This is a genomic window from Jeotgalibacillus marinus (assembly GCF_040801915.1).
Taxonomy (GTDB): domain Bacteria; phylum Bacillota; class Bacilli; order Bacillales; family Jeotgalibacillaceae; genus Jeotgalibacillus; species Jeotgalibacillus marinus.
Genome location: NZ_JBFMIA010000003.1, coordinates 1 through 24,324 on the forward strand (window position 1 = coordinate 1; position 24,324 = coordinate 24,324).

Below are 24,324 nucleotides of genomic sequence, written 5' to 3' on the forward strand. Positions count from 1 at the left end.
GTTAAGGAGAGGACACATAGTTCGAGCACTCCCTTTTTAAATTGCACATTCATCAATACATCACCATCACTTTACTTGGTACTGTTTATTGAAAGGTACCTTACAATACGAAACATTATCATGTTTTGATTACATTTACAAGGATTTTTAAAGTATCTGTAAGTTTCCTTAGATCTAGTAATAAATTTATACGTATGTTTTATAAGTACTCTGTTCAAACTTTCAATCCATATCAGAAGTGTATTATTCATCTACCTACGGGTATATTACTATTGAGAAAACGCATGACAACGATGCGTTAAAGGTATTCAACAAGAGCGAAGAAAACGGTAGAAGGAGAGGAAAAAATGAGAAAATCGAAGGGTATACTTGTTAGTTTTTTGTCGATCGCAGTATTATTGTTACCATCACTTATTCCAAATAGTGCTGGTGCAGCAGAACCAGGAAAACAAAATATTTCTACAAAAGATTTCCGGGTTGAAAATGGAGAAATGAAAAAGAGTAATCGAGAAGACTTTGGCAGACCCTTCAAAGAAGGTAAACAAAAGCATCAAAAGGATAAAAATGGAACAAAAGGCGAAAAGCTCATGGAGATAGTTAATGAGTTTGCACCAGAGCTTTCAGATGAGTGGGAAGTCGCTATAGAGGAACGTAAAGAAGTAATGGAGCAACTACAAGCAAATCGTGAAGAGAAAAAAGATGAGTATCAATCGCTTTCTGAAGAAGAAAGAGCACAGAAGAAGACAGAGGGACGTAAAAACCATAGTGAAAAAATTGAAGAAAAGAAAGAAATGTACAATCAGTTAAAAGCTGCTATTGAAGATGAAGATCATGAAGCAATAAAAGATATACTCGAACAAATGCTAGCATCGTTTAAGGAACATACCGAGAACGTCAAAAATGAACTATCCGCCCCTTAATGGTTGCTGTCATCAGATTACTTTAATATATCACTCCTTTCCGAAAAAAGCTAAAATATCGAAACAAGACAAAATCCCCAGGAAGATAATCACTTCCCTGGGGATTTCGTTTAATTGAATTTCTACTACCTTAATGACTGACTTCAGTTGTTAAGTGATTCGTAAAATTGTTTCGTCAAATCAACTGTATAGACGCTTCCGCGCGGTTCCGTTTTCTCGACCCCTTCAATCAACATAACAGTTAACAAAGTAGGGTCCTTTTGATCCATAGCAACAAATAGACCATTTTCCGTTCCTGTTGTACCTTGTTCTTGCTTCATTTCAACGGTACCTGTTTTTCCTGCCATTTCTCTTCCGGAAACGTTGGCCCTTGTAGAACTACCCTCTGATACAACTTTTCGAAGTATCGTTTGAAGGCTTTTTGCTTGTTCCTCGGACACAATCGATTCCTTCCAAACCGTCTCTTCTTCTTCCTCTAGTAATAATGGTTGCATCATTACACCATCATTAGCGACCCCGCCATAAATGCTAGCAAGATGGACCATATTTAATAAAAATTCACCTTGACCATAAGCCGTATCAGCTAACAGAATCTCACTTTCAATAGACCCTGAATTTGATATTTGTGACGTTTCGGCGGTAGGATATATAAACGGCAAGGATTCCCCAATGCCCAGATTCGTTAATCCTTCCTCAAACTTTGAAGCACCCATGTCTAATCCGACTCTAGCAAAATAAATGTTATCGGAGTAAGTTAATCCACGCTCTAAGTTCACTTTATCATATTCTTCGTAATATCTTGTTACTTCATAGTCTCCCCAAGAGTCATCTTTTTGCCATTGTTTCACATCAATATCGTAAAAATGATCAGGGTCTAATGTGCCATTATCTAAACCAATGATGGCTGTCAATAGCTTCATTGTGGAACCTGGAGAATACGTGTAAGAAAGACGACTCATGGTCGGTTTTGCTTCATCATTTTCAAGCTCTTGCCTTTGCTCGTTTGACATACCTAATACATAATCATTCGGATCAAAAGTTGGCACACTAACAAGACTACGTACTTTTCCAGTTGTAGGGTCAATGACTGTCGCAGTTCCCGCATCTTCACTTAACGTTTCAAAAAGGGTTTGCTGTGTGTTTGCATTGATTGTAAGTTGAATCGTCTCCCCATCACTTGGCTCGGTCTCAGCTACCACTGGTTCGGATCCATCTTCTTTTTCCAAGTATATTTTTTGACCGTCAGTTGCTTTTAGTCTTTTTTCCAATAATTGTTCGAGTCCTCTTTTTCCAACTCTATCCCCCGGACTGTATCCTTCCAATTCTTCTAAATCTTCTGCCGACACTTCCTCGATATAACCGATTAGATGAGCAGCAGCTTCCCCATACGGATAAATTCGTTCATTTACTCTATTTACGGAGACACCCTCTATTTCTTCAGCAGCTCGAACAGTTTCTTCTTCCTCCCGCAAGAATTTTTTCACGGGCATGACATAATCATCCTGTGCCCAGCTTAATGTATATTGCGACTTGATGTATTCCTCACCCACGCCAATAATTTTAGAAAGGTCTGCTAAGTCATCCTCGTTAAATTTACCGGGAATAACACCAATTTCAAATACTTCGCCATTTTCTGCTAGCTTATTCCCTTCGTTATCGACGATTTCTCCTCGTTCAGCTGGTGTGGGGGGATCAATTCTAACTTTGTCTGTTAACTCCAAGCCTGGAAGAATAAGTCCTGGATTCCAATCTACATACCAATTAGTTTCATCTTCACGCTCTTCCTTACTTAAGACAAAATCAATAGTATAATCTACTTCTCCTGCGAACGTATCAAAAGAGATGCTTCCTGGAATGGTAACGGACGTCTCTTCTTCCCATGTTTGTTCACGATCTAAAATATCAATGGCCAGATTTTCTACTTCTAAATCCCCATACAGTTTTTCATACCTTTCAGAAAACACCTCATACGAAACGTTCTCTTTGGATGACGAAGTTAAATACGTATCATACATTTCTTCGAATCCAAATCCCCCCCAAGTTTCGATAAAATCGTCAAGCACGTCATAAGGACTTTCCTCTTTCTCTTGGCAGCCAAAGAGAAGTAATGATACGAACAAAAATGTTAAAGAAATTTTTCTGTTTTTCATAAATACACACCCTCGTCTAAATAGATTAAATCAAGTTGCTTACTCCACTGAAAAATGACCATTTGAAACTATGTATCTCTTGTGATTTTTTTAAAACTCACATTACGAAATTGATTCAATTGTTACAAATCGTGATCTTAATTATACATGTAACTTGACCTACTCGCTACTTAGGTTTTCATAGAGCGGGAACATTCTTCCAAGAACCAGAATCATTTTAGATGTAGCATGAAAATCAAGTGTTGTAATTTTCCGAAAAACAAAAAAGATGCGGTTAAGCATCTTTTTTAGTGATCGATTCATTTTACCGTCCATCTATCCATTGTCCAGATTTTTGTGAGGGGTTGGCGTTCACATTCCGCTTGTTTTCTTCATGGGAAATGGGGAGTCTTGCTGTACTTTCATATCATTTACTCCATGTTTTTTATAGGCATACCAGTAGGTCGTGGCAATGAACACGGTGCCCCCAACCGCATTTCCTAAAAAGACCGGTACAAAATTATGAAGGTAGTCTAACCAGGTGAAATGTCCAGCAAAAATAGCCGCCGGAATAACAAACATGTTGGCGACCACGTGCTGAAAGCCAATCGCTACAAATGTCATCGTCGGAAACCAAATCCCCAAAATTTTACCCATCATATCTTCTGACCCATACGACAGCCAAACAGCGGCAGCAACGAGCCAATTACAGCCAATCCCTGATAAAAAGGCTTGCAGAAATGTAGCCTCCAATTTATGCTCAGCAATGCTAATTGTTGTCTCCAAAAAAGGCCCATTTTCCGTTAGTCCAACAAGGTGACCGAATACGTAAGCAATAAACATAGCTCCAACAAAGTTACTCACCGTAATCAGGCTCCAGTTTTTCAACACCTGAATTGTGTTGATTCTTCTAGCAAGCCTGGCCAAAGGAACGGCCATCATGTTCCCCGTCAAAAGTTCCCCGCCTGCAAGCAAAGTAAGAATCAGTCCAATTGGAAATACGGATGCTCCTATCAAATTGCTTAATCCATCTAAAGGTGCAGTCAAGGGTGCAGTCACCCGAATGAACAACAAATAGCCCAATGCAATAAAGGCACCTGCCTGAAATCCTAGGATAAGGGTTTCCCATAAAGGATACTTTGTTTTTTTCACACCATTCCCAATGGTTATTTCCATGATTTTCTCGGGTTTTAAGTATGCCATGTTATTCTGTCCTTTCAAAAACCATATAAAAAATGATTCCAGCCACATGCTTGTGAGTATTTATTTATCTTTCATTCGTAAATTTCAATAATCATTGCACACCTAGTGAAACTAGTAAGACATCTCCCCCGTTATCCCGCCCACATAAGAGGTGCAAGGGTGGAAAAATAGACGATGATCTCTTTATCCGTGTTTGCGCGTGTTCAAAGTTACAGATACTCTAGCTCGCCTGCATTCAAAAAGCCGATTCTACATCGAATCGGCTTTTTGAATGCAGCGGTGGTGCAAAAGGGAGAGGACTAAAGTATGGGCGCCCCCCAATGTTTTGTGAGTAATTGATAGGCAAGATCAACTTTTTCCTCACTTGGCGGTTCAATATCCGCTAAAGGATATTCATAACCAAGCGCCTCCCATTTGTAAGTCCCTAGTTTATGATAGGGCAGGATTTCGATTTTTTGTACATTCTGAAGTGTACCTATAAATTCGCCGAGCTTTTTCAAGTTTTCAACATCGTCCGTAACAGTTGGTACCAATACGTGGCGAACCCAAACAGGGATTTTTTCATCAGATAAATATCTCGCAAATTCGAGGATATGAACATTGGACATTCCTGTCAGATCGATGTGTTTTTTTCGATCAATATGCTTTAAATCAAGTAAAACAAGATCTGTATATTGAAGTAACTCTCTGAACTGATCGAGGAAATGCTTCGAACTCGAAAAACATCCACCAGAGGAGTCGATTGTCGTATGAATCCCTTTCTTTTTACATTCCTTAAATAACTCTAAAAGAAAAGGGATTTGCAACAGTGGCTCTCCGCCGCTGACGGTGATGCCGCCACCTGAAGATTGAAAGAAAGGGAGATAACTAATAAGATCATCCATGATTTCGGAAACCGACATCTGTTTGCCTGTTCCGATTTCCCAGGTATCGGCATTATGGCAAAACTGGCAGCGCAGCAAGCACCCCTGGGTAAAAATCACATACCGAACACCTGGTCCGTCTACTGTTCCCAATGTTTCGATCGAGTGAATATTTCCGTTCATGATGACATTCTCCTTTCATTTTAAGAGAGGAGCTCCCTTAAAAAGGAGATCCTCCCAACAACATTACTAGGGTGTCTGTTCGTTACATCGATTCATGGAAGGTACGGTTAATGACATCCAACTGCTGTTCTTTTGTTAATTTAATGAAGTTAACTGCATAACCGGATACCCGAATCGTTAATTGCGGATATAGCTCCGGATGTTCCATAGCATCCAAAAGTGTGTCCCGATTAAATACATTGACGTTCAGATGGTGGCCTGTTTTGGTCGCATATCCATCAAGTATGGACACAAGATTTTCAGCTTGGGTTTCTTCTTCTTTCCCGAGGGCTTTCGGCACGATCGAGAACGTATTTGAAATGCCGTCCATCGCATAGCTGTAAGGAAGCTTAGCTACAGATGAAAGGGAAGCAAGTGCTCCTTTCGTATCACGTCCATGTATTGGATTGGCACCAGGAGCAAAAGGTTCGCCAGCACGTCGGCCATCCGGTGTATTTCCTGTTTTTTTACCATAAACGACATTTGAAGTAATCGTTAAAACGGACATAGTATGAACGGAATCACGATACGTTTGATGCTTGCGCAACTTTTTCATAAAACGTTGCATAATTTCTACGGCAATACTGTCAACACGGTCATCATTGTTTCCGTATTTAGGGTAATCAGCGTTTGTTTCAAAATCAACGGCAATGCCATTTGCATCACGGATTACTTTAACTTCCCCATATTTAATGGCACTTAAGGAATCAGCGACAACGCTTAATCCAGCTATTCCAGTCGCCATTGTGCGAAGGACTTTCGTGTCGTGCAAGGCCATTTCAATGCGTTCATAGCTGTATTTATCATGCATGTAATGGATGACATTCAATGTATTGATATAAAGACCTGCCAACCATTCCATCGTTTGATCAAATTTCTGCATCACTTCTTCATACTCTAAAACGTCTGTTTTAATTGGCTGAAGTTGAGGACCGACTTGGATTTTTAGTTTTTCATCCATTCCTCCGTTAATTGCATACAATAAACCTTTTGCCAAATTAGCACGAGCACCGAAAAATTGCATTTGTTTTCCAATCTCCATAGCAGAAACACAGCAGGCAATGCCATAATCATCACCGTATTCAGGGCGCATAATATCATCATTTTCGTATTGGATCGAGCTTGTTTGAATGGACACTTTTGCACAGAATTTCTTAAAGTTTTCAGGAAGCTTATTAGACCATAAAACCGTTAAGTTTGGTTCCGGAGACGTTCCAAGATTATAAAGCGTATGGAGGAAGCGGAAAGAGCTCTTCGATACGAGTGATCTTCCATCCATTTCCATTCCACCAATCGATTCCGTTACCCATGTAGGGTCACCGCTAAATAGTTCATTGTACTCTGGGGTACGAGCAAATTTCACAAGGCGCAGTTTCATAACGAAATGATCGACAAGCTCTTGTGCTTCTACCTCAGTCATTGTTCCATCCTGCAGGTCGCGCTCGATGTAAATATCAAGGAAAGTAGAAACGCGTCCCAAGCTCATGGCAGCTCCATTTTGTTCTTTAATGGCGGCTAAATAACCAAAATATACCCATTGAAAAGCTTCAGCCGCATTTTTAGCAGGTTCTGATATATCAAAACCATAACTTTTCGCCAATTCCTTAAGTTCATTTAACGCCCGTACTTGCTCCGAAATTTCTTCACGCTGACGTATATTATCTTCTGTCATAACCATGCTCGTGTTTTTCAAGTCTTTTTGTTTTTCCTTAATAAGGAAATCAACGCCGTACAGGGCCACACGGCGATAGTCGCCAATGATGCGTCCGCGGCCATACGCGTCGGGAAGGCCGGTAATGATTGCTGCTTTACGTGCAAGCTTCATTTCGTCTGTATAAACATCAAAAACTCCACCATTATGAGTTTTACGGAAATCAGTAAAAATTTTCTCCACTTCGGAACTTAATGTATACCCGTAAGATTCACATGCTGCTTTTGCCATCCGGACTCCTCCGAAAGGTTGCAATGAGCGCTTAAATGGTTTATCAGTTTGAACACCGACTACTTTTTCAAGTTCTTCGTCAAGATAGCCAGGACCGTGGGAAATGATCGTAGACACCGTTGCAGTGTCCATGTCATACATTCCACCTTGTTCACGTTCCTTTGTAGTCAAGTCCATTACCTGGGCCCATAATTTATCTGTATCTTCTGTTGCGCTTTCTAAAAAAGAGTCATCTCCATCATAAGGAGTGTAGTTGTTCAAAATAAAATCGCGGACATTTACTTCTTTCGACCAAGTGCCTTTTTCAAACCCGTTCCAATTCGGGTTTTCAATCGTTGGTTGTGTTCCTTCTAATACTCTTGCCATGCTTACTCTCTCCTTTTCTATTTAAGCTTGACTATTAAAAGCTGTCATTTCGTTTGAGTGATTGCTCAAAATTCGTTCAAATTCATCGGCAACAACCTTTTAAAAAGCATCCAGTGTATGCGGTTTTCAAATCAAAGGTCTTTCGTTCAAAAACCATGTCCAATCACTCCTTGTTGGTTTGTTTCTTTATGATTTCATCATAGCAGTTATTCAGAACAACAGATTGTGAAACATTGAACAATCTATGAATTATAATTACACGAAGGAAATAATTGATTATAATTTTCCTTCACTTTGGTGAGTAAAAGAAATAGGAAACCGATTTATACCCTGTTTGCCCAAACGAGAAAAACCCAAAAAGTCCAGTGGCTCTAAGGGTTCTACTAGCCATAACCAATCACTTTCCTGCCCGTTATCCCTTGCTTCTTCACTAAATTAGAGTCGCTTCTTAAACAAATTCGACAAAAAGAAAGATTCCTTCAAATAAATTGAAAAGACACCCACAATGTGAGTGCCTCTTTACGTAAGTTTAAACTACAATTGTTTTGCCCGTACACCACATGCGATGCATTGAGCGGTATAAAGGTTATATATGTGTTTCTTTCTAAACCTACAATCAAACCATCGTATAAATTTCATTGTCCATGGCCCCCTTCTATACTAAAACTCTCCTTTTATATACTTTCTACAAAAAACAGAAAATTCCTTCAATAAATTCAAAAGAAGTGGAAGCTGGTGCTGATATGAAATAGATCCAAGAAAGACTAGGCCACGGAAGCATGCAAATTACTTCTGAAGTGTATGCCCACATTAGTAAAAAGATCGAAAAAGACAATTATTCTTTAGGTCTAAAAACAAAATACTACTATTCTCGCAAACTAAGAAAAACCCTCAAAGCCTAGTGGCTTCAAGGGTTCTATTTTTTTAGTACATTTCCAAATACTGCTCGCGCTCCCATGGGTACACTTGCGTACGGAACACAATTTAATTATGCAAAGTCCACAGAAAAAGAGCCAAATGTGGCTCTTAATTCCCACAGTCCACATTAGCTCCTAACGATGTGCCACATTTATTTCCTTTGAAATTGTTGGCATCCTCATCTACAATATCTAAATTATCATTCAAGAACGCACGGTTAAAGAACACATCATTGCCGGTAGAAGTTGAATTTAATCCAATACCAACATTCCCATTATTATTAGCGGTATTCCCTTTAATTAGGTTGCTATCTAAATTGACTAATGCAATACCAACTTCCCCATTATCATTAGCCTTATTCCCTTTAATCGTGTTGTTAGCTGAACCGTCTCTTAAATGAATGCCTTCCGCTACATTCCAAGTAGCGATATTCCCTTTAATCATGTTTTTATTTGAATCGTCAAATAAGAAAATCCCCCTCTCCTCATTTCCAATAACCTTATTCCCTTTCAACATGTTGTTATCTGAAGTTTCTAAGGAAATACCATCCAACCCATTCCCAATAACGTTATTCCTTTTAATCATGTTGCTACTTGAATTGTTTAAAAAAATACCATCACCAAAATTCTCATTAACGATATTCCCTTTAATCATGTTGCCATCTGAATCGTCTAAGAGAATAGCCTGAAGCTGATTATTCTTATTAAGGTTATTCCCTTTAATCATGTTGCCATCTGAATCCTTTAAGGAAATACCCAGAAACACATTCTTATTAACGTTATTCCCTTTAATCATGTTGCTAGTTGAATCGTCTAAGAAAATACCAACATCAAAGTTCTGAACAATAAAATTCTTCACCAACACGCCAGAAGTGCTGCCAATCGTTATCCCAGTACCTGACAAACCTATTCCATCTAGAACGGGTTTCTCTTTCCCAACCCCAATCAGTTTGATATTATCCGTATTAATATCAACGTTTTCCATATAAGGATCCCCATTTTCTTTTGCTTTTACTAATATGATATCTCCTTCTACTGCCGCATCAACTGCATCTTGAATCTCAGGAAATTCAACCGACGGGACCATGAGTGTCTTTGCGTTAAAGAAAAGGACCCCTGCCACGATGACGATACCGATGAAGAGTACTCCAACAAACGTGAGAATGAGAGCCGTTACTGGGAATTTATTTTTTGACGTTTTCATTTTTCACCTCCACACTGCTTTCCAAACGGCGTCTTCAGCAGGAATGTTTTTTATCTCTCAAACACTCATGTACAAACTTCGCAATCAAAACGAGTGTAATGACGGAAAAAATGATTCCGATAATAAGGACGATAATCGCAGGAATAACCACCACGAGATCCCATATTTCTCCGAAACCTAGTACAAGCAATGATATAGCGATAAGAATGGCGTTCGATAGTGTCAACCAACAAAGGGCCTTGCCAACGCCTTTACATGCACAACAATCTTTTTCTTCTTGAAAAGTCATTGTTTTCACCTCAGTGTTTTATTTTTATTCCACTTATACTTTATGATGAAGATCTCGTTATATGTTCTTGACCAAAAAACCTCCGCCAACTGAATTGTAGAGGGGTTTTTGTGTGGAAATAAAGTATGGATAAACAAAAAACAGCCCTCCTACCAATTGAAGTAAGAGTGGCTTAGTGGTGATGCTCAATATAGTATATGTAATTCTTATTAATACTTGTTCATAAGATCAAAGCAATCAAATTCGCTTCCATAAAAAAAGTACCCCGAAGGATACGAAGAATGATCAATTACAAATTTCAGGTGGACTACTCATGCCACATTTATTCCCTTTGAAATTGTTGTCAGTACCGAGACCTTCGATATCGAAAGTCGCCATCCCGTCACCATTCCCGAACGCACGATTAAAGAACACATCATTGAATTTAGAATTAACATCTAATAAAATGCCATCATTAGCATTATCATTAGCGGTATTCCCTTTAATCATGTTGTTAGTTGACGCGGTTAATGCAATACCGGAGCCGCCGGCATCAGTCCCATTCTCATTAACGCTATTGTTTTTAATTATGCTCCTGTTTGAATTCTCTATCTCAATCCCATCAAAGACATTTCCAATAATGGTATTACTTTTAATTACGTTCCTGCTTGAGTCTTCTATATCAATACCATCCTCCCCATTATCCTTAACGGTATTCCCTTTAATCATGTTGCTAGCTGAATTGGAAAAGAAAATACCATCCTCCTCATTCCCAATAACGTTATTTCTTTTAATCGTGTTGTTATTTGAAGCGTCTAATTCTATGCCACTCCCAAAACCATCCTCCCCATTATCCTTAACGGTATTCCCTTTAATCATGTTGCTATTTGATTCGGATAAGTCAATACCAGCAACCTCATTATCCTTAACGGTATTCCCTTTAATCATGTTGCTAGCTGAATCGCGTAAGACAATACCACCGCTATTCTCATTAACATTATTCCCTTTAATCATATTGCTACCTAAACCATCTAAGAAAATACCCCCTTCAAAATTCCGAACAATAAAATGCTTCACCAACACGCCAGACCTGTCAGTAAGATCTATACCCAAACCAGTATTCACCACAAAGTCTCCATCCAGAACAGGTTTCTCTTTCCCTATCCCAATCAGCTTGATATTATCCGTCATAATCTTGACGTTTTCCAAATAAGGAGTACCATCTTCTTTTGCTTTTACTAATATGATATCTCCTTTTACCGCTGCATCAACTGCATCTTGAATCTCAGGAAACTCAACCGTCGGCACCATGAGTGTCTTTGCGTTAAAGAAAAGGCCTCCTGCCACGATGGCGATACCGATGAAGAGTACTCCAAAAAATGTGAGAAGTAGAGCCGTTATTGAAAATTTACCTTTGGACGTTTTCAATCCTTCACCTCCCTAGAAAGAAAGAACCGTGTGTTCAGTGACAATGTTTATCTTTCAAACACTTGCGTACAAACTTCGTAATAAGAAAGAGAGTAATTATCTGAAAAATGATTCCGATAATAAGGACGATAATCGCAGGGATCACAACCACGGCATCCCATATTTCTCCGAAACCTAGCACGAGCAATGATATAGTGATAATAATGGCGTTCGATAGTGCTAAACAACAAAGCGCTGTACCCACTCCTTTACATTCACAACAGACTTTTTCTTTTTGAAGGGTCCTTGTTTTTCACCTCGTGTTTTTATTTTTAGTTCACTTATACTTATGATTAGGATCTCTTTATATGTTCTTGATGCAAAAAACAACCCCTCCGCTGACATCCCCTCTTTTATGCAAGCCGCCCACCAATACGGATACATCTATTGGCTCTTTTATAAAGTGCTGATTGAAACGGGTATGAGAAAAGGAGAAGCAGCTGCTTTGCAATGGACAGATATCAATTTAAAAGAGGGCACGATCAAGATTAATAAGACCTTAGATTTTCAGGCTAAAGAACAGGAGGATCTGTTTGGTGACCCTAAGACCTTGAAATCGTCTCGAACAATATCAATCAGTAAGGGTTTAATCCAGGCTCTTCATCACCATCTCAAGCATCAAAATCAGCACAAGCTCACGTTAAAAGATCTTTATCACCATGAGTTAAATTTAGTGCTATGCAGAGATAACGGTAACTATATGCCTAAAAGCAGTCTATTCAATTCATTTTCCCGCATATTAAAACATGCGAATCTATCACCCTATTCACTCGTTATGCCACACACACGCCGTTCTTCAGATGGAAGCAGGGGCGGACATGAAATACATTCAAGAACGACTAGGTCATGGTAGTATGCAAATCACTTCTGAGGTGTGACACAATGGATGCGTTCGAAAATTACACAAGAGGAATACTAGATTAATTTTTTTGAGTATTTCGGTGGGCTAGGTTGGTGGGCAAACAAAATTCTACCACCTTAACAAAATAAAAAAACCCTCAAAGCCTTTAGGCTCTAAGGGTTATGACTCTAGTACATTTCCAAATACTGCTCGCGCTCCCATGGGTGCACTTGCGTACGGAACATGTCCCATTCAATTTCTTTTGCTTCAACGAAGTGTTCAAAAATGTGTTGGCCTAGTGCGCCAATGATAACCTCGTCTTTTTTCAGTTCATCAAGAGCAGAGAATAGTGTGCTAGGAAGATCTTTGATTCCAGCTTCTTCACGCTCGTGTTTATCCATTACGTAGATATTTCTATTGACCGCTTTAGGCGGAGTAAGCTTATTTTTAATTCCGTCAAGGCCTGAACGAAGTAGGACAGCCATCGCCAGATAAGGGTTTGCCGCTGGGTCGACCGAACGTACTTCAACACGAGTGCTTAAACCACGTGATGCTGGAATACGAACGAGTGGGCTACGGTTACGAGCAGACCATGCAATGTAACAAGGTGCTTCATATCCAGGCACAAGTCGTTTGTATGAGTTAATTGTTGGGTTTGTAACAGCTGTAAACCCAGGTGCATGTTTTAGCGTACCAGCCATAAATTGACGTGCAGTCTCACTCAGTTGAAGTTCGCCATTTTCATCAAAAAATGCGTTTTCACCATTTTTGAATAGGGACATATTACAGTGCATTCCTGAACCATTTACTCCAAACAGTGGTTTTGGCATAAATGTTGCATGCAAACCGTGTTTTCTTGCGATCGTTTTAACAACTAGTTTAAAAGTTTGGATGTCATCACAAGCTGAAATCGCATCTGCATATTTGAAGTCAATTTCATGTTGACCAGGAGCAACCTCATGGTGAGAGGCTTCAATCTCATAACCCATCGCTTCAAGTTCAATAACGATATCACGGCGACAGTTCTCACCTAGGTCAGTTGGTGCAAGGTCAAAGTAACCACCTTTATCGTTTAATTCAAGTGTTGGCGCACCATTTTCATCGAGCTTAAAAAGGAAAAACTCTGGTTCTGGTCCAAGGTTGAAATCTGTGAATCCTAGCTCTTTCATTTCACTTAACACACGTCTTAAATTATTTCGTGGATCCCCATCGAATGGCGTTCCATCTGGATTATAAATATCACAAATCAATCGTGCGACTTTTCCGTCACCAGCGGTCCAAGGGAATACAACCCATGTATCAAGGTCTGGAAAAAGGTACATGTCTGATTCTTCAATTCGTACAAATCCTTCAATGGAAGATCCATCAAACATCATTTTATTGTCTAATGCTTTTTCAAGTTGACTAACAGGAATTTCTACATTTTTAATCGTTCCTAAAATATCAGTAAATTGCAGGCGGATAAAATTTACGTTTTGTTCCTCCGCTAAACGAAAGATGTCTTCACGTGAAAATTTGCTCATTAGTTAATTCCTCCTGTTTTATGTAAGTATTTTATTGGAAAAAACGCGATAGATCTCCTGCACGTAGGCTTGAGCGATTCCGATTACCAGGGCTCATCATTTCCTTTTTTAAAAGGGTTCTAAGTTCCTCGTCAGAAAGTTCATCCTTTTTAGCAACAGGTTCAACCTCGTCATTTTCCTTATGGCTTACAGCAAAGATTTTTTTAATCCCTGCTATGTTGATCCCTTGTTCCAATAGATCTTTTATTTCCAACAATCGATCAATGTCGTTTAGCGAAAATAGTCGGCGATTTCCCTCTGTTCTGGTAGGTAAAATGAGTTCGTGTTCTTCGTAATAACGTATTTGGCGAGCAGTTAAGTCTGCTAGTTGCATCACAATACCAATTGGGAACAATGGCATTGTTCGCCGAATCTCACTACCTCCCATAAAAAATCTCCTTTCTTTTCCCTATCGACATTCTTATTGTATCGAATGTCAGAAAAGGTGTCAATATGATGTTAGATTTTCTTACATTATTCGTATGGCACACTTGTTACATCCTCACTTTGCATTCTTTATTCATCTTTAATCACAAAAAAACGAAAATCCCCTTCATTATTTCGCTTGTATTTCCTTTATTGAAAAGTGGTTTTTCTCGATTAGTTCATCAAGTGCGGAACAGATGGCAATTTTCACATGCTCATATGTTAATCCGCCTTGAATATATACTGCATAGGGCGAGCGCAAAGGTCCATCCGCAGATAGTTCAATACTTGCACCTTGTACGAACGTTCCAGCAGCCATTATTACATCATCCTCATAGCCTGGCATATAATCTGGATACGGTGTAAAATGCGCATTGATCGGTGAAGTATATTGAATCGCCTGACAAAACGCTACCATACGATCACGATCCCCAAATTCAACCGCTTGAATTAAATCGGTTCTCGTTTCTGACCATGATGGAATCGTCTTCATCCCTAGTTCTTCAAACATACCCGCTGTAAACACTGCACCTTTCAAAGATTGCGACACCACATGTGGAGCAAGGAAAAATCCTTGATACATTTCTTGCAACGCATAAAGACTTGCTCCTGCTTCAGCACCGATTCCAGGGGAGGTCATTCGATACGAACAAAGCTCAACAAGCGCTTTTGTCCCAACAATATAGCCCCCAGTTTTAGCCAACCCTCCGCCAGGATTTTTAATGAGGGATCCCGCCATTAAATCAGCACCAACATGGCATGGTTCTAATTCTTCAACAAACTCACCGTAGCAATTATCTACAAAAACAATGATATTAGGGTAATGAAGCTTAATCGTTCGAATCAATCCTTTAATTTCATCAATTCGATAGGATGGTCTCATTGCGTACCCTTTAGAGCGCTGAATTCCAATCACCTTTGTATTAGGTTTGATTCTTTGAAGCACTTCATCAGTATCCACATACCCATTATCGTCCAACTCAACATGATCATACCCAATGTTAAAATCCTTCAGCGAACCGTGCCCGTTTCCACGGATTCCTACGATTTCTTCTAAAGTGTCATATGGTCGGCCGGTAATATAAAGGAGTTCATCTCCTGGTCTGAGCAAACCGAACAACGCAATCGAGATCGCATGCGTTCCTGAGATGATTTGGGGACGAACGAGTCCTGCTTCCGCTCCAAATACATCCGCATAAATCGCCTCTAACGTATCTCTTCCTTGATCGTCATAGCCATAGCCCGTTGACGGTATAAAATGACTATCACTTACTTTATGATCACGAAAGGCTTTTAGAACACGAAATTGATTTGATTCTGATTGCGCTTCAATTTCACGATGTCTGGCTGAGATCTTTTTTTCAACACGCTCAATTATTGGTGTGAGCGCTGCTCCATTTTTTAAATATGTATGCATAAATACTCCTTTACTGTCTAACTAGCTTTATTTGACCTAAAATAGGGTGCTTATCAATTACATGTCCTTCAATTTGATAAACGTCTTTATTCGCATCAAATTCCAACGCAGTAACAATCGTATCTCGTTTAAGTTTTGCAATCAAATCTCCCTCCAAGGATGATACAACAACACCATAAGGTACCATTTGCTCGATCATGTGTTGTTCGATTTTTTTGCGTAACGAAAACAGATCTTCTTCATTTAATGCTGAAAGTAGAATAGACTCTTGATTTGGGGATGGAACAAAATCTTCTGTGACCAAATCTTTCTTATTATAAACCGTTAGTTGCGGGATTTGGTCCATTTTTAACTCACTAAATAAGCGTTGAACCGTTTTTTCATGCTGCACATAGTTTGGATGAGAAGAATCAACTATATGGAGTAACAAATCGGCTTCATTTACTTCTTCTAACGTTGAGCGAAAGGAAGCGATCAGGGCCGTAGGCAAATCTTGAATAAATCCAACTGTGTCTGTCATTAAGATGGAGTGTAGACTCGGCAAGGTCAGCTTTCTTGTCATTGGATCTAGTGTCGCAAACAATTGATCTTCTTCAAAGGAATCAGCGGACGATAACCGGTTAAATAGAGTAGATTTTCCAGCATTCGTATAGCCAACAAGTGCAATTTGAAACACGCGATTTTTGCGGCGCCTCTCTCGGTACTGCGCTCGATGCTTGACCACTTGTTTGAGTTGTCGCTTCACCTCAGCGATCTCATTTCGAATATGTCTACGATCAGTTTCAAGTTTTGTTTCACCTGGTCCACGTGTTCCAATCCCGCCGCCTAATCTTGATAGCTCAATTCCTTGTCCACCAAGTCTCGGTAACATATATTCAAGTTGAGCTAATTGCACTTGCATCTTCCCTTCGCGCGACCGAGCTCGCCCTGCAAATATATCTAAAATCAGTTGAGTACGGTCAATGACTCTCGCTGATAGAACCTTTGATAAATTTCGGTTTTGACTTGGTGAGAGCTCACGGTTAAATATGATGACGTCTGGTTCTAGCTCTTCCTCTAACAGACGAAGTTCTTCAAGTTTCCCTTTACCAATAAACGTACCCCCATGAATGCGGTCTCGATTTTGTGTTAGGACTGAAACGACCTCACCACTCGCTGTTTCGGTAAGTGCTTTTAGCTCCTCCATTGATTGATCAAAGTGAGCATCATCTTGATTCAGTTGAACGCCGACAAGAATGACCCGCTCTCTCATAGTGTCTAGTTGTGGCAACTGCACCCCTTCTTTCTATATAGTGCTATCTTTTCTCATCTTACCATAGATTACCCAAAATGAAGCTGTCGTAAAGCCATTATATAAAAGGTTTTGATGTTTGATCTTTCAAAATATAGCGATCTAGAAATAACCGGATCAATTCCAACCCAAAACCATTGATTTAAGTTTAAAACATGTTACAATCATTTATGGTTTTCATTCACAATAGGAAGGCCAGGTGAAGTCGTATGACTTGGGAAGTACTGAGCATTATTGGTACTGTTGCGTTTGCCGTTTCAGGGGCCATCATCGCAATGGAAGAAGAATATGATATATTAGGTGTTTACATATTAGGAGTTGTTACAGCATTTGGTGGAGGCGCCATTCGTAATTTATTGATTGGTGTACCTATTTCTGCTTTGTGGGAACAAGAGTTGTTTTTTCAAATCGCTCTGTTATCCATTACAGCTGTTTTTCTATTTCCAAATAATTTATTAAAGCACTGGCGAAGATGGGGCAATTTTTTTGATGCAATGGGGCTATCTGCATTTGCCATACAAGGAGCTCTCTATGCAGTTGACATGAGCCACCCTATGAGTGCAGTCATTGTAGCTGCAGTCTTAACTGGAAGTGGCGGAGGGATAGTCAGAGATTTACTGGCTGGGCGTAAACCACTTATCTTACTACCATCTGAGATTTATGCTGTATGGGCCATTATCGCAGGCTTTGCCGTTGGATTTGGTATAGCGTCAGAACCATGGCAACTTTACACATTGTTCGTCCTCACAACAGGACTTAGAGTTTGTTCGTATGTATATAAATGGAAGCTTCCGTTTAAAAAACTTCAACCACTCGCAGAATAATAATAATAATAATAGGGAACTAGACTGACGCAAATCGTTATCACGTCAGTTTTTTGTTCATTTTCTACTATTCATAATCGTTTTTAATCTATTATTTAGTATAGAGATAAGTTGGGCTACCGCAAAGTAAATTGTCTCTCTAATCCTGTATCCAAAGAAAGCTGTTGTCATATAGTGACAACAGCTTTTTTCTTACATTATCGCTTTCGTATGGCTTCAAAAGTAATAATTTGACCCGCATCCGATGGTTGCTTCTCGTAAACATAATCAGCAGAGCAAGTAATATGAGAGAAACCAATACTTTCTAAAATAAGTTTAAATTCCTCGATTCCATACCAACGCAATGCAAATCGTTGCAACTCGGTTTGAATCAACTTTCCTTGGCGCCATTTCTCATATTTTAAATAGGAAACAGTAAATTGATTGAGCCAATCAATTTCAATAGATTTGTTTTCCAACGTAATCCCATCCCCGTTAGGTAGAGAAAAAGTTGAAGTAGAAATCTCTCCTGTTTTCCAATCATGAGGTAATAAAAGATCAACCATCAAACGCCCTTCTGGAACAAGATGTTTATAAAAACATTTCAATGCGTCTAGAGAGTCTTCTCGATTTTCGATCAAACAAAAGGAACCAGTAGGAATAATAATCGCTTCATAATTAGATGGCAATGAAAATTCCTGTAATTTACACTCATATAAATTAGGCTTTAATCCTCGTTCTTCACAACGTTTACGACAAGAATCCAACATTTCAGGAGAATAATCAATTCCATCCATTGTATATCCAGCCTCAAGAAATGGAATTAAAAAACGCCCTGAGCCAACCGCAGCTTCAAGAATACGTCCTTGGCAAGTTTTTAACCGTCCTTGGTAATATTCAATATCACCGCTTAAAGAATACCCCACAGGTTTTGTAAAATCATAGAGTTCGGTACAAAGTGTACTGTAATAACTAAACATATATTTTTCCTCCGTTTTTGTGTACGGAAGATTTTTAATAAAAGAAATCTCTACTATTAATCCTTCCGTACCTCGAATTTAATTGATAAATAGAAAGAACTGACTGTCATAATAAATCACTCGCTTTCAATAAAATTTAATAACATTATACACGATTGTTGCAGGAAAAATAAACCTTTAAATCGTTCTGGAAATCTTCAAGAATCACATTCTCGTCATAAAAAAATCCTTTATACTGGATGGGGTAGGTGGCACTGTCCAAATCCAATAAAAAGACATCTCGTTGAATCTGACCGATTATCTATGGCCTGATAAACCATTATCACGAAAACACAAAAACCCACACAAGGTATGTGCAGGTCATCAATCCTTCTCTTTTAACCCTTCCATCACATCTTTTTCCGTCAACATCATTAAGTCCTGCCTTGTAAACAACCCGTGTTTCAGCAGCCTGACAGCTTGCGCGCGGATAATCGCTTCGATCGTATTTCTGACGAAACGACCATTATCTTTTGCAGAGGAATGTTTATTATGAATCGCTTTTCGCAAATAAACAGTAATACGATCAGTTGCAGCGGATGTAAGCGTAAATTCTTTTTCTCGACAAAATTTCTTTGTAATCTCCATTAATTCTTCAACGGAGTAATCTGGAAATGTAACTACATGCGGAAACCTACCACGAAGACCTGGATTTAATCGCATAAACGCATCCATTTCATTCCCATAACCAGCTAATATTAGAATAAAATCATCCTTTTTATCTTCCATGTGCTTAACCAATGTATCGATTGCTTCACGCCCGAAGTCCTTTTCTCCACCACGTGCAAGCGAATAGGCCTCATCAATAAATAAAATTCCTCCCATTGATTTTTTTATGAGCTCCCTCGTTTTGTTTGCCGTATGACCAATATACTCTCCCACTAAATCAGCTCGCTCTACTTCAATTAAATGGCCTTTTGATAAAATATTCAATTCACAAAGCTGCTTCGCCATGATACGAGCAACTGTCGTTTTTCCTGTACCTGGGTTGCCGCGAAAAAGCATATGAAGTGCATGATGATCTGCAGACAATCCGATATCACTCCGCTTTTGGTTAATAATGCTCCAAGCAACAATATGCTTAATCATTTCTTTTACGTCTTCTAAACCAACAAGCAGCGAAAATTCTCTCTCAATATTACTCCATGTTGGATGAAGTGGTGGTTCAATCACACGCTCAGTCATGCGCTCCGCTTCTGGCTGAATCACAAGTTTTATTTGATTCTTTTTCGCACTACTGATCTGGCGGGTCATTCTATTCACCCCACTCGTTTAGCCGCACTCTCCTACACTATATGTAAAGAATGCGCAAAAAAGAGCAAAGAAAAAAGTGCTCCCGAGGGAACACTTTTTATATAGTTACTTCTCACTGTCAGCTGTTTGGATCTTGACTGTTTTGGCAGGAACAAACGTTGAGATCGCATGCTTATATACTAACTGCTGCTTCCCCTCTGATTCTAGCAATACAGTAAAGTTATCAAATGCCTTTACTTGGCCTCGGATTTGAAATCCATTTAAAAGAAACACCGTTACAAATACACCGTCTTTACGCAGTTGATTCAAAATCTGATCCTGAATATTGATGGCTTGTTTCATCTATACGCCTCCTTAATCGGTCTCTAGTAGCTAGTATTCTCCACTTAAAGCTAATTTCCTGCTAAAAAAGTCAAAATCTTCTCATTTACTTCAATTCGGTCATGAGATAAATCAAACCATTTCATATCCATCTTATTTCGAAACCACGTGATCTGACGTTTAGCATATCTTCTTGAGTTTTGTTTAATTTGTTCAACCGCTTGTTCCAACGTGACCAAACCGTCTAGATAATCATAAAGCTCTTTGTATCCAATCGCTTGAATCGATTGTACATCTCGTAAACCAGAAGAATGTAAACCGCGAACTTCATCAAGTAAACCTTGCTCCATCATTAAGTCTACTCGTAAGTTGATTCGTTCATAAAGCAGATCGCGTTCCATTGTTAATCCAATGATTTGATGATTAAACAAAGGCTCTCTTATCTGTGCCTGTTGCCACTCAGTCAATGTTTTACCTGTTGTGATATACACCTCAAGTGCACGAATCACTCTTCGCTCATTATTCGGATGAATGGCCTTTGCTGCTTTTCCATCGATTCGCATGAGCCTTTCGTAAAGTGGCATTATTCCACCAGATGCGGCTGTTTCTTCGAGTTCTTTTCGGACTTTTTCATCTTTTCCTTCACTTGAAAATTGATAATCAAACAGGACTGATTGAACATACAGCCCTGTTCCGCCAACAAGGATCGGCAAATGGCCACGTAGGGTGATTTCTTCTATTTTCTCTCGAACTAATTGCTGAAATTCTGCTACTGAAAAAGATTCATCTGGATCTTTCATATCAAACAAATGGTGGGGCACTCCATCCATTTCATTATTTGAGATTTTCGCCGTGCCTATATTAAGCTTTCTGTATACTTGCATAGAATCACCATTGATGATTTCTCCACCCAGCCTTTTTGCTACAGCTATACTTAACGCCGTTTTCCCAACAGCAGTAGGGCCAACGATCGCAATTACTCGTTTTTTTTGCATCTACGTTCACAACTTTCAATTTTGGATGTGTATGAGCATAACACGAATGAACTGGTTCGAAAAGCTGCACTATGTGCCAACTCGTTTTGCGCCCACTTCAGTCCATTCATTCAACTTACTTAAAATATCATTAAATACAACCTGTCGATTCGTTTCTTTCAAAATTTCATGACGACAATCTTCGTACAAGTGAACCTCGACATCCTTCATTCCAGCTTTTTTATATAACTTTGCAACAGCAAAAACACCGTTTCCTTCCGTGCCAACAGGGTCCGCGGAACCACTCAACAACATAATCGGTAACGTTGGATCCATTTTTTTTATCTCATTTTTTTTATGTATAATGGAGATGCCATTGAAAAGATCTACATAAAATTTATTTGTACACGCAAATCCACACATAGGATCATGCAGATAGCAATCAACTTCATTTTCATCTCTACATAACCAATCAAAATCAGTCTTACTCGGAGCAAACCCCTTATTAAATGGACCAAACGTCAATTTACTTAATAAATAACCGGGTGCCAAAGGAGAGTTCCACATGGAAACACCTTTGGCAACAATTTTTCCTACTTCACCTAAAAGTCCTTTTGGTCCCCCAGTCCCAGATAACATAACACCATCAATTTGGTTGTCATGTAATTGAATAAATCGCCTAGCAACAAAAGACCCCATACTGTGACCAAGTAAAAAAACGGGCAAGGAATAATCACGATGGATCGAATCATTAATCTCTTTCACATCATCAACAAGTCGCTGAAATCCATCCCCATCACCCAAATAACCTCGTGTCCCGTTACGCAAAGCCGTCTGACCATGACCTCTTTGGTCGTGCCCAACTACGAGAAAGCCTTTTGTAGTTAAAAATTGTGCAAATTCTTCATAGCGTTCAATATGCTCAACCATTCCATGACTTAACTGCACAACACCCTTTGCTTTTCCATCCTTAGCAAACCATTTTCGCACATAAATCTCCATGCCATCCGATGCGCAGAAAAACGATTGATCCATAAGAGATTCCTCCTAAAATTAAGATTATACGGTTCAATCAAATGGAATGGCTGCATCATGAATTTCTTGTTCTAGTTCCACTTGATATGCTCGATACGTTTCTTCATCCCATTTTAACAAATTTTTCATTAGTCGCATAATCGAATCTTTGTGAAGTTGCACCCAATTCATATCAAAAAGCAAACTGCCCGTACGTCGAATAAAGAAATCAACTGGTTTAACCGCCATTTCATCTTGTACAGAATACACAACTTCTGCATAAACAGCCGGTGTCATGGAACCTTCAAGATCCATTCCTAATGCAGCATGCGCAAATTTATAAAGGTGATCTACATTCGTTCCATAAAAAGAAGCAAAGTGACGCCCTTCTTCGACTGTTAATCCGAATGGAGTAGCCTCCAGAGCTTTTTTTTCAACGAAAGCGTCAAACTGGTGTGAGCCACCGAAATCAGCACCTGAAATAGGCAGATCAATCGTCATGCACTTTCCAAAGGACTGCTTAGTTTCTGACTTTAATCGCTTAGACACAAGATCAACAACATGCTCTGACATTTTTCTGTAGCCTGTTAGTTTACCGCCAGCGATCGTGATCAATCCACTATCATGTTCCCATATCTCATCTTTACGAGATATCTCAGATGGGTCTTTTCCTTCTTCAAAAATAAGAGGACGAACACCAGCCCAACTTGATTCAACATCATCAACAGAAACGCGAACATCTGGAAACATATAATGAATCGCTTCTAAAATATAATCACGATCTTCAACCGTCATCTTAGGGTTCGCTAGATCTTGTTTTTTATCAAAGAATGTATCAGTCGTACCCACATACGCTTTGCCATTACGCGGGATTGCAAACATCATTCTTCCATCCTGTGTATCAAAATAAAGGGCTTGCTTTAACGGAAAAACAGATTGGTCTACTACTAAATGAACCCCTTTTGTTAAGCGCAATTGCTTTGTATTTTTGGTGTAATCCTTATTTCGTACGTCATCAACCCAGGGACCTGCTGCATTGACAACTTTTCTACCTAAAATGGTCAACTGCTTACCCGATATCTGGTCAACCACTTCAATACCAGAAATCTTTTTTTGATTATATGTAAAGCGTTCTGCTTTCACATAATTGATGACATCAGCACCGTGTTCCACCGCTTTTTTTATTACTTCAAGTGTTAAACGCGCATCATCTGTACGATATTCAACATAGTATCCCGCTCCACGTAGTCCATCTTTTTTAACTAACGGCTCACGACCTACCGTTTCATCTACAGTAAGCATTTTGCGTCGCTCTTTTCTTTTCACACCTGCTAAATAATCATAAACGCGTAAACCAACAGATGTACTAAACTTACCAAACGTTCCGCCTTTATGGATCGGTAACAGCATCCATTCTGGGGTTGTGACATGAGGGCCATTTTCATATACGATTTCACGCTCTTTCCCAACTTCGGCAACCATTTTTACTTCAAATTGTTTTAAATAGCGCAGACCACCGTGAACAAGTTTGGTTGATCGGCTCGATGTACCACCTGCAAAATCTTGCATTTCAACAACAGCAACTTTCATCCCTCTTGTAACAGCATCAAGGGCAATTCCTGCTCCTGTAATTCCTCCACCAATGACAACAATGTCATATTCTTTTTGGCTCATGCTCTTCAATTGAATTTCTCGATTCGTACTGGCAAGTGTTTTCATCTATCTGTTCCCCCTCGTAATTAGCATATTGGTTATGCTTATAGATCTTCCAAATGGAATATTTTTACAGGTAAAAAAAGAGAGACTGAATTACATTATGATTTTTTGCTTCATAATGAATTCAAGTCTCTCTTCGTCTCTACCCGTTTATTAACTTAGGTACATTATAACATATGAGTCAT

19 protein-coding genes and 2 pseudogenes are annotated in these 24,324 nt (G+C 39.2%); 4 read left to right on the top strand and 17 right to left on the bottom strand.

What is annotated here, in order from left to right:
* Nucleotides 1-347 precede the first annotated feature (347 nt).
* Nucleotides 348-920, top strand: a complete 573-nt coding sequence (locus AB1471_RS05180) for a hypothetical protein (RefSeq protein WP_367778679.1) — start codon at nucleotides 348-350, stop codon at nucleotides 918-920.
* A gap of 143 nt (nucleotides 921-1,063) precedes the next feature.
* Here AB1471_RS05180 and AB1471_RS05185 read toward each other — a convergent pair whose 3' ends face one another.
* The 4 genes from AB1471_RS05185 to pflB all read right to left on the bottom strand — a co-directional run bounded on the left by AB1471_RS05185 (nucleotide 1,064) and on the right by pflB (nucleotide 7,645).
* Nucleotides 1,064-3,070: a penicillin-binding transpeptidase domain-containing protein gene (locus tag AB1471_RS05185; protein ID WP_367778680.1), complete on the bottom strand. Its 2,007-nt coding sequence runs from the start codon at nucleotides 3,068-3,070 to the stop codon at nucleotides 1,064-1,066.
* A gap of 351 nt (nucleotides 3,071-3,421) precedes the next feature.
* Nucleotides 3,422-4,252: a formate/nitrite transporter family protein gene (locus tag AB1471_RS05190; RefSeq protein ID WP_367778681.1), complete on the bottom strand. Its 831-nt coding sequence runs from the start codon at nucleotides 4,250-4,252 to the stop codon at nucleotides 3,422-3,424.
* 299 nt (nucleotides 4,253-4,551) lie between these two features.
* Nucleotides 4,552-5,298 carry a pyruvate formate-lyase-activating protein gene (gene pflA, locus AB1471_RS05195; protein WP_367778682.1) on the bottom strand — a complete coding sequence of 249 codons (747 nt, stop codon included), beginning with the start codon at nucleotides 5,296-5,298 and terminating at the stop codon, nucleotides 4,552-4,554.
* A gap of 82 nt (nucleotides 5,299-5,380) precedes the next feature.
* On the bottom strand, nucleotides 5,381-7,645 hold the full coding sequence (pflB, locus tag AB1471_RS05200) for a formate C-acetyltransferase (RefSeq protein WP_367778683.1): 2,265 nt from the start codon (nucleotides 7,643-7,645) through the stop codon (nucleotides 5,381-5,383).
* Between the two features lie 722 nt (nucleotides 7,646-8,367).
* Here pflB and AB1471_RS18535 point away from each other — a divergent pair.
* Nucleotides 8,368-8,547 (top strand): annotated as a pseudogene (locus tag AB1471_RS18535) (hypothetical protein); the annotation flags it as partial.
* 124 nt (nucleotides 8,548-8,671) lie between these two features.
* Here AB1471_RS18535 and AB1471_RS05205 read toward each other — a convergent pair.
* From AB1471_RS05205 to AB1471_RS05215, 3 genes are all read right to left on the bottom strand, one after another.
* Complete coding sequence (locus AB1471_RS05205) at nucleotides 8,672-9,766, bottom strand: right-handed parallel beta-helix repeat-containing protein (protein WP_367778684.1); 1,095 nt, start codon at nucleotides 9,764-9,766, stop codon at nucleotides 8,672-8,674.
* A gap of 34 nt (nucleotides 9,767-9,800) precedes the next feature.
* A complete protein-coding gene (locus AB1471_RS05210) occupies nucleotides 9,801-10,055 on the bottom strand; it encodes a hypothetical protein (protein WP_367778685.1) in 255 nt (84 codons plus the stop codon).
* A 285-nt stretch (nucleotides 10,056-10,340) separates the two neighbouring features.
* Nucleotides 10,341-11,462 (bottom strand): right-handed parallel beta-helix repeat-containing protein, encoded by a 1,122-nt coding sequence (locus AB1471_RS05215; protein WP_367778686.1) that lies wholly within the window; start codon nucleotides 11,460-11,462, stop codon nucleotides 10,341-10,343.
* Nucleotides 11,463-11,835: 373 nt separating this feature from the next.
* On the opposite strand from AB1471_RS05215, the pseudogene AB1471_RS05220 reads away from it, so the two are divergent.
* Nucleotides 11,836-12,376: pseudogene (locus AB1471_RS05220) on the top strand (site-specific integrase); the annotation flags it as partial.
* A 154-nt stretch (nucleotides 12,377-12,530) separates the two neighbouring features.
* Here the strand turns inward: AB1471_RS05220 and glnA are convergent.
* The 4 genes from glnA to hflX all read right to left on the bottom strand — a co-directional run bounded on the left by glnA (nucleotide 12,531) and on the right by hflX (nucleotide 16,999).
* Nucleotides 12,531-13,865 carry a type I glutamate--ammonia ligase gene (glnA, locus tag AB1471_RS05225; RefSeq protein WP_367778687.1) on the bottom strand — a complete coding sequence of 445 codons (1,335 nt, stop codon included), beginning with the start codon at nucleotides 13,863-13,865 and terminating at the stop codon, nucleotides 12,531-12,533.
* Between the two features lie 31 nt (nucleotides 13,866-13,896).
* Nucleotides 13,897-14,292: a MerR family transcriptional regulator gene (locus AB1471_RS05230; RefSeq protein ID WP_367778688.1), complete on the bottom strand. Its 396-nt coding sequence runs from the start codon at nucleotides 14,290-14,292 to the stop codon at nucleotides 13,897-13,899.
* A gap of 168 nt (nucleotides 14,293-14,460) precedes the next feature.
* A complete protein-coding gene (locus AB1471_RS05235) occupies nucleotides 14,461-15,747 on the bottom strand; it encodes a methionine gamma-lyase family protein (protein WP_367778689.1) in 1,287 nt (428 codons plus the stop codon).
* 10 nt (nucleotides 15,748-15,757) lie between these two features.
* A complete protein-coding gene (gene hflX, locus AB1471_RS05240) occupies nucleotides 15,758-16,999 on the bottom strand; it encodes a GTPase HflX (RefSeq protein ID WP_367778981.1) in 1,242 nt (413 codons plus the stop codon).
* 248 nt (nucleotides 17,000-17,247) lie between these two features.
* Here hflX and AB1471_RS05245 point away from each other — a divergent pair, with 248 nt between their 5' ends.
* On the top strand, nucleotides 17,248-17,862 hold the full coding sequence (locus AB1471_RS05245; protein ID WP_367778690.1) for a trimeric intracellular cation channel family protein: 615 nt from the start codon (nucleotides 17,248-17,250) through the stop codon (nucleotides 17,860-17,862).
* A 197-nt stretch (nucleotides 17,863-18,059) separates the two neighbouring features.
* On the opposite strand, the gene AB1471_RS05250 is transcribed toward AB1471_RS05245, so the two are convergent.
* The 6 genes from AB1471_RS05250 to AB1471_RS05275 all read right to left on the bottom strand — a co-directional run bounded on the left by AB1471_RS05250 (nucleotide 18,060) and on the right by AB1471_RS05275 (nucleotide 24,142).
* Nucleotides 18,060-18,821: a class I SAM-dependent methyltransferase gene (locus AB1471_RS05250; protein ID WP_367778691.1), complete on the bottom strand. Its 762-nt coding sequence runs from the start codon at nucleotides 18,819-18,821 to the stop codon at nucleotides 18,060-18,062.
* A 363-nt stretch (nucleotides 18,822-19,184) separates the two neighbouring features.
* The gene (locus tag AB1471_RS05255) at nucleotides 19,185-20,114 is read right to left on the bottom strand and encodes an AAA family ATPase (protein ID WP_437342334.1); all 930 of its coding nucleotides are present in this window, start codon (nucleotides 20,112-20,114) and stop codon (nucleotides 19,185-19,187) included.
* Nucleotides 20,115-20,219: 105 nt separating this feature from the next.
* Nucleotides 20,220-20,456: an RNA chaperone Hfq gene (gene hfq / locus AB1471_RS05260; RefSeq protein ID WP_367778692.1), complete on the bottom strand. Its 237-nt coding sequence runs from the start codon at nucleotides 20,454-20,456 to the stop codon at nucleotides 20,220-20,222.
* A gap of 50 nt (nucleotides 20,457-20,506) precedes the next feature.
* Nucleotides 20,507-21,430: a tRNA (adenosine(37)-N6)-dimethylallyltransferase MiaA gene (miaA, locus tag AB1471_RS05265; RefSeq protein WP_367778693.1), complete on the bottom strand. Its 924-nt coding sequence runs from the start codon at nucleotides 21,428-21,430 to the stop codon at nucleotides 20,507-20,509.
* A 69-nt stretch (nucleotides 21,431-21,499) separates the two neighbouring features.
* Complete coding sequence (locus tag AB1471_RS05270; protein ID WP_367778694.1) at nucleotides 21,500-22,444, bottom strand: alpha/beta hydrolase; 945 nt, start codon at nucleotides 22,442-22,444, stop codon at nucleotides 21,500-21,502.
* Nucleotides 22,445-22,477: 33 nt separating this feature from the next.
* The gene (locus tag AB1471_RS05275; RefSeq protein ID WP_367778695.1) at nucleotides 22,478-24,142 is read right to left on the bottom strand and encodes a glycerol-3-phosphate dehydrogenase/oxidase; all 1,665 of its coding nucleotides are present in this window, start codon (nucleotides 24,140-24,142) and stop codon (nucleotides 22,478-22,480) included.
* Nucleotides 24,143-24,324 lie beyond the last annotated feature (182 nt).

What these genes read in the sequence shown, in the direction of transcription:
- AB1471_RS05180 (WP_367778679.1), top strand. Translation starts at nt 348, where the DNA reads ATGAGAAAATCGAAGGGTATACTTGTTAGTTTTTTGTCGATCGCAGTA.
- AB1471_RS05185 (WP_367778680.1), bottom strand. Translation starts at nt 3,070, where the DNA reads ATGAAAAACAGAAAAATTTCTTTAACATTTTTGTTCGTATCATTACTT.
- AB1471_RS05190 (WP_367778681.1), bottom strand. Translation starts at nt 4,252, where the DNA reads ATGGCATACTTAAAACCCGAGAAAATCATGGAAATAACCATTGGGAAT.
- pflA (WP_367778682.1), bottom strand. Translation starts at nt 5,298, where the DNA reads ATGAACGGAAATATTCACTCGATCGAAACATTGGGAACAGTAGACGGA.
- pflB (WP_367778683.1), bottom strand. Translation starts at nt 7,645, where the DNA reads ATGGCAAGAGTATTAGAAGGAACACAACCAACGATTGAAAACCCGAAT.
- AB1471_RS05205 (WP_367778684.1), bottom strand. Translation starts at nt 9,766, where the DNA reads ATGAAAACGTCAAAAAATAAATTCCCAGTAACGGCTCTCATTCTCACG.
- AB1471_RS05210 (WP_367778685.1), bottom strand. Translation starts at nt 10,055, where the DNA reads ATGACTTTTCAAGAAGAAAAAGATTGTTGTGCATGTAAAGGCGTTGGC.
- glnA (WP_367778687.1), bottom strand. Translation starts at nt 13,865, where the DNA reads ATGAGCAAATTTTCACGTGAAGACATCTTTCGTTTAGCGGAGGAACAA.
- AB1471_RS05230 (WP_367778688.1), bottom strand. Translation starts at nt 14,292, where the DNA reads ATGGGAGGTAGTGAGATTCGGCGAACAATGCCATTGTTCCCAATTGGT.
- AB1471_RS05235 (WP_367778689.1), bottom strand. Translation starts at nt 15,747, where the DNA reads ATGCATACATATTTAAAAAATGGAGCAGCGCTCACACCAATAATTGAG.
- hflX (WP_367778981.1), bottom strand. Translation starts at nt 16,999, where the DNA reads ATGAGAGAGCGGGTCATTCTTGTCGGCGTTCAACTGAATCAAGATGAT.
- AB1471_RS05245 (WP_367778690.1), top strand. Translation starts at nt 17,248, where the DNA reads ATGACTTGGGAAGTACTGAGCATTATTGGTACTGTTGCGTTTGCCGTT.
- AB1471_RS05250 (WP_367778691.1), bottom strand. Translation starts at nt 18,821, where the DNA reads ATGTTTAGTTATTACAGTACACTTTGTACCGAACTCTATGATTTTACA.
- AB1471_RS05255 (WP_437342334.1), bottom strand. Translation starts at nt 20,114, where the DNA reads ATGACCCGCCAGATCAGTAGTGCGAAAAAGAATCAAATAAAACTTGTG.
- hfq (WP_367778692.1), bottom strand. Translation starts at nt 20,456, where the DNA reads ATGAAACAAGCCATCAATATTCAGGATCAGATTTTGAATCAACTGCGT.
- miaA (WP_367778693.1), bottom strand. Translation starts at nt 21,430, where the DNA reads ATGCAAAAAAAACGAGTAATTGCGATCGTTGGCCCTACTGCTGTTGGG.
- AB1471_RS05270 (WP_367778694.1), bottom strand. Translation starts at nt 22,444, where the DNA reads ATGGATCAATCGTTTTTCTGCGCATCGGATGGCATGGAGATTTATGTG.
- AB1471_RS05275 (WP_367778695.1), bottom strand. Translation starts at nt 24,142, where the DNA reads ATGAAAACACTTGCCAGTACGAATCGAGAAATTCAATTGAAGAGCATG.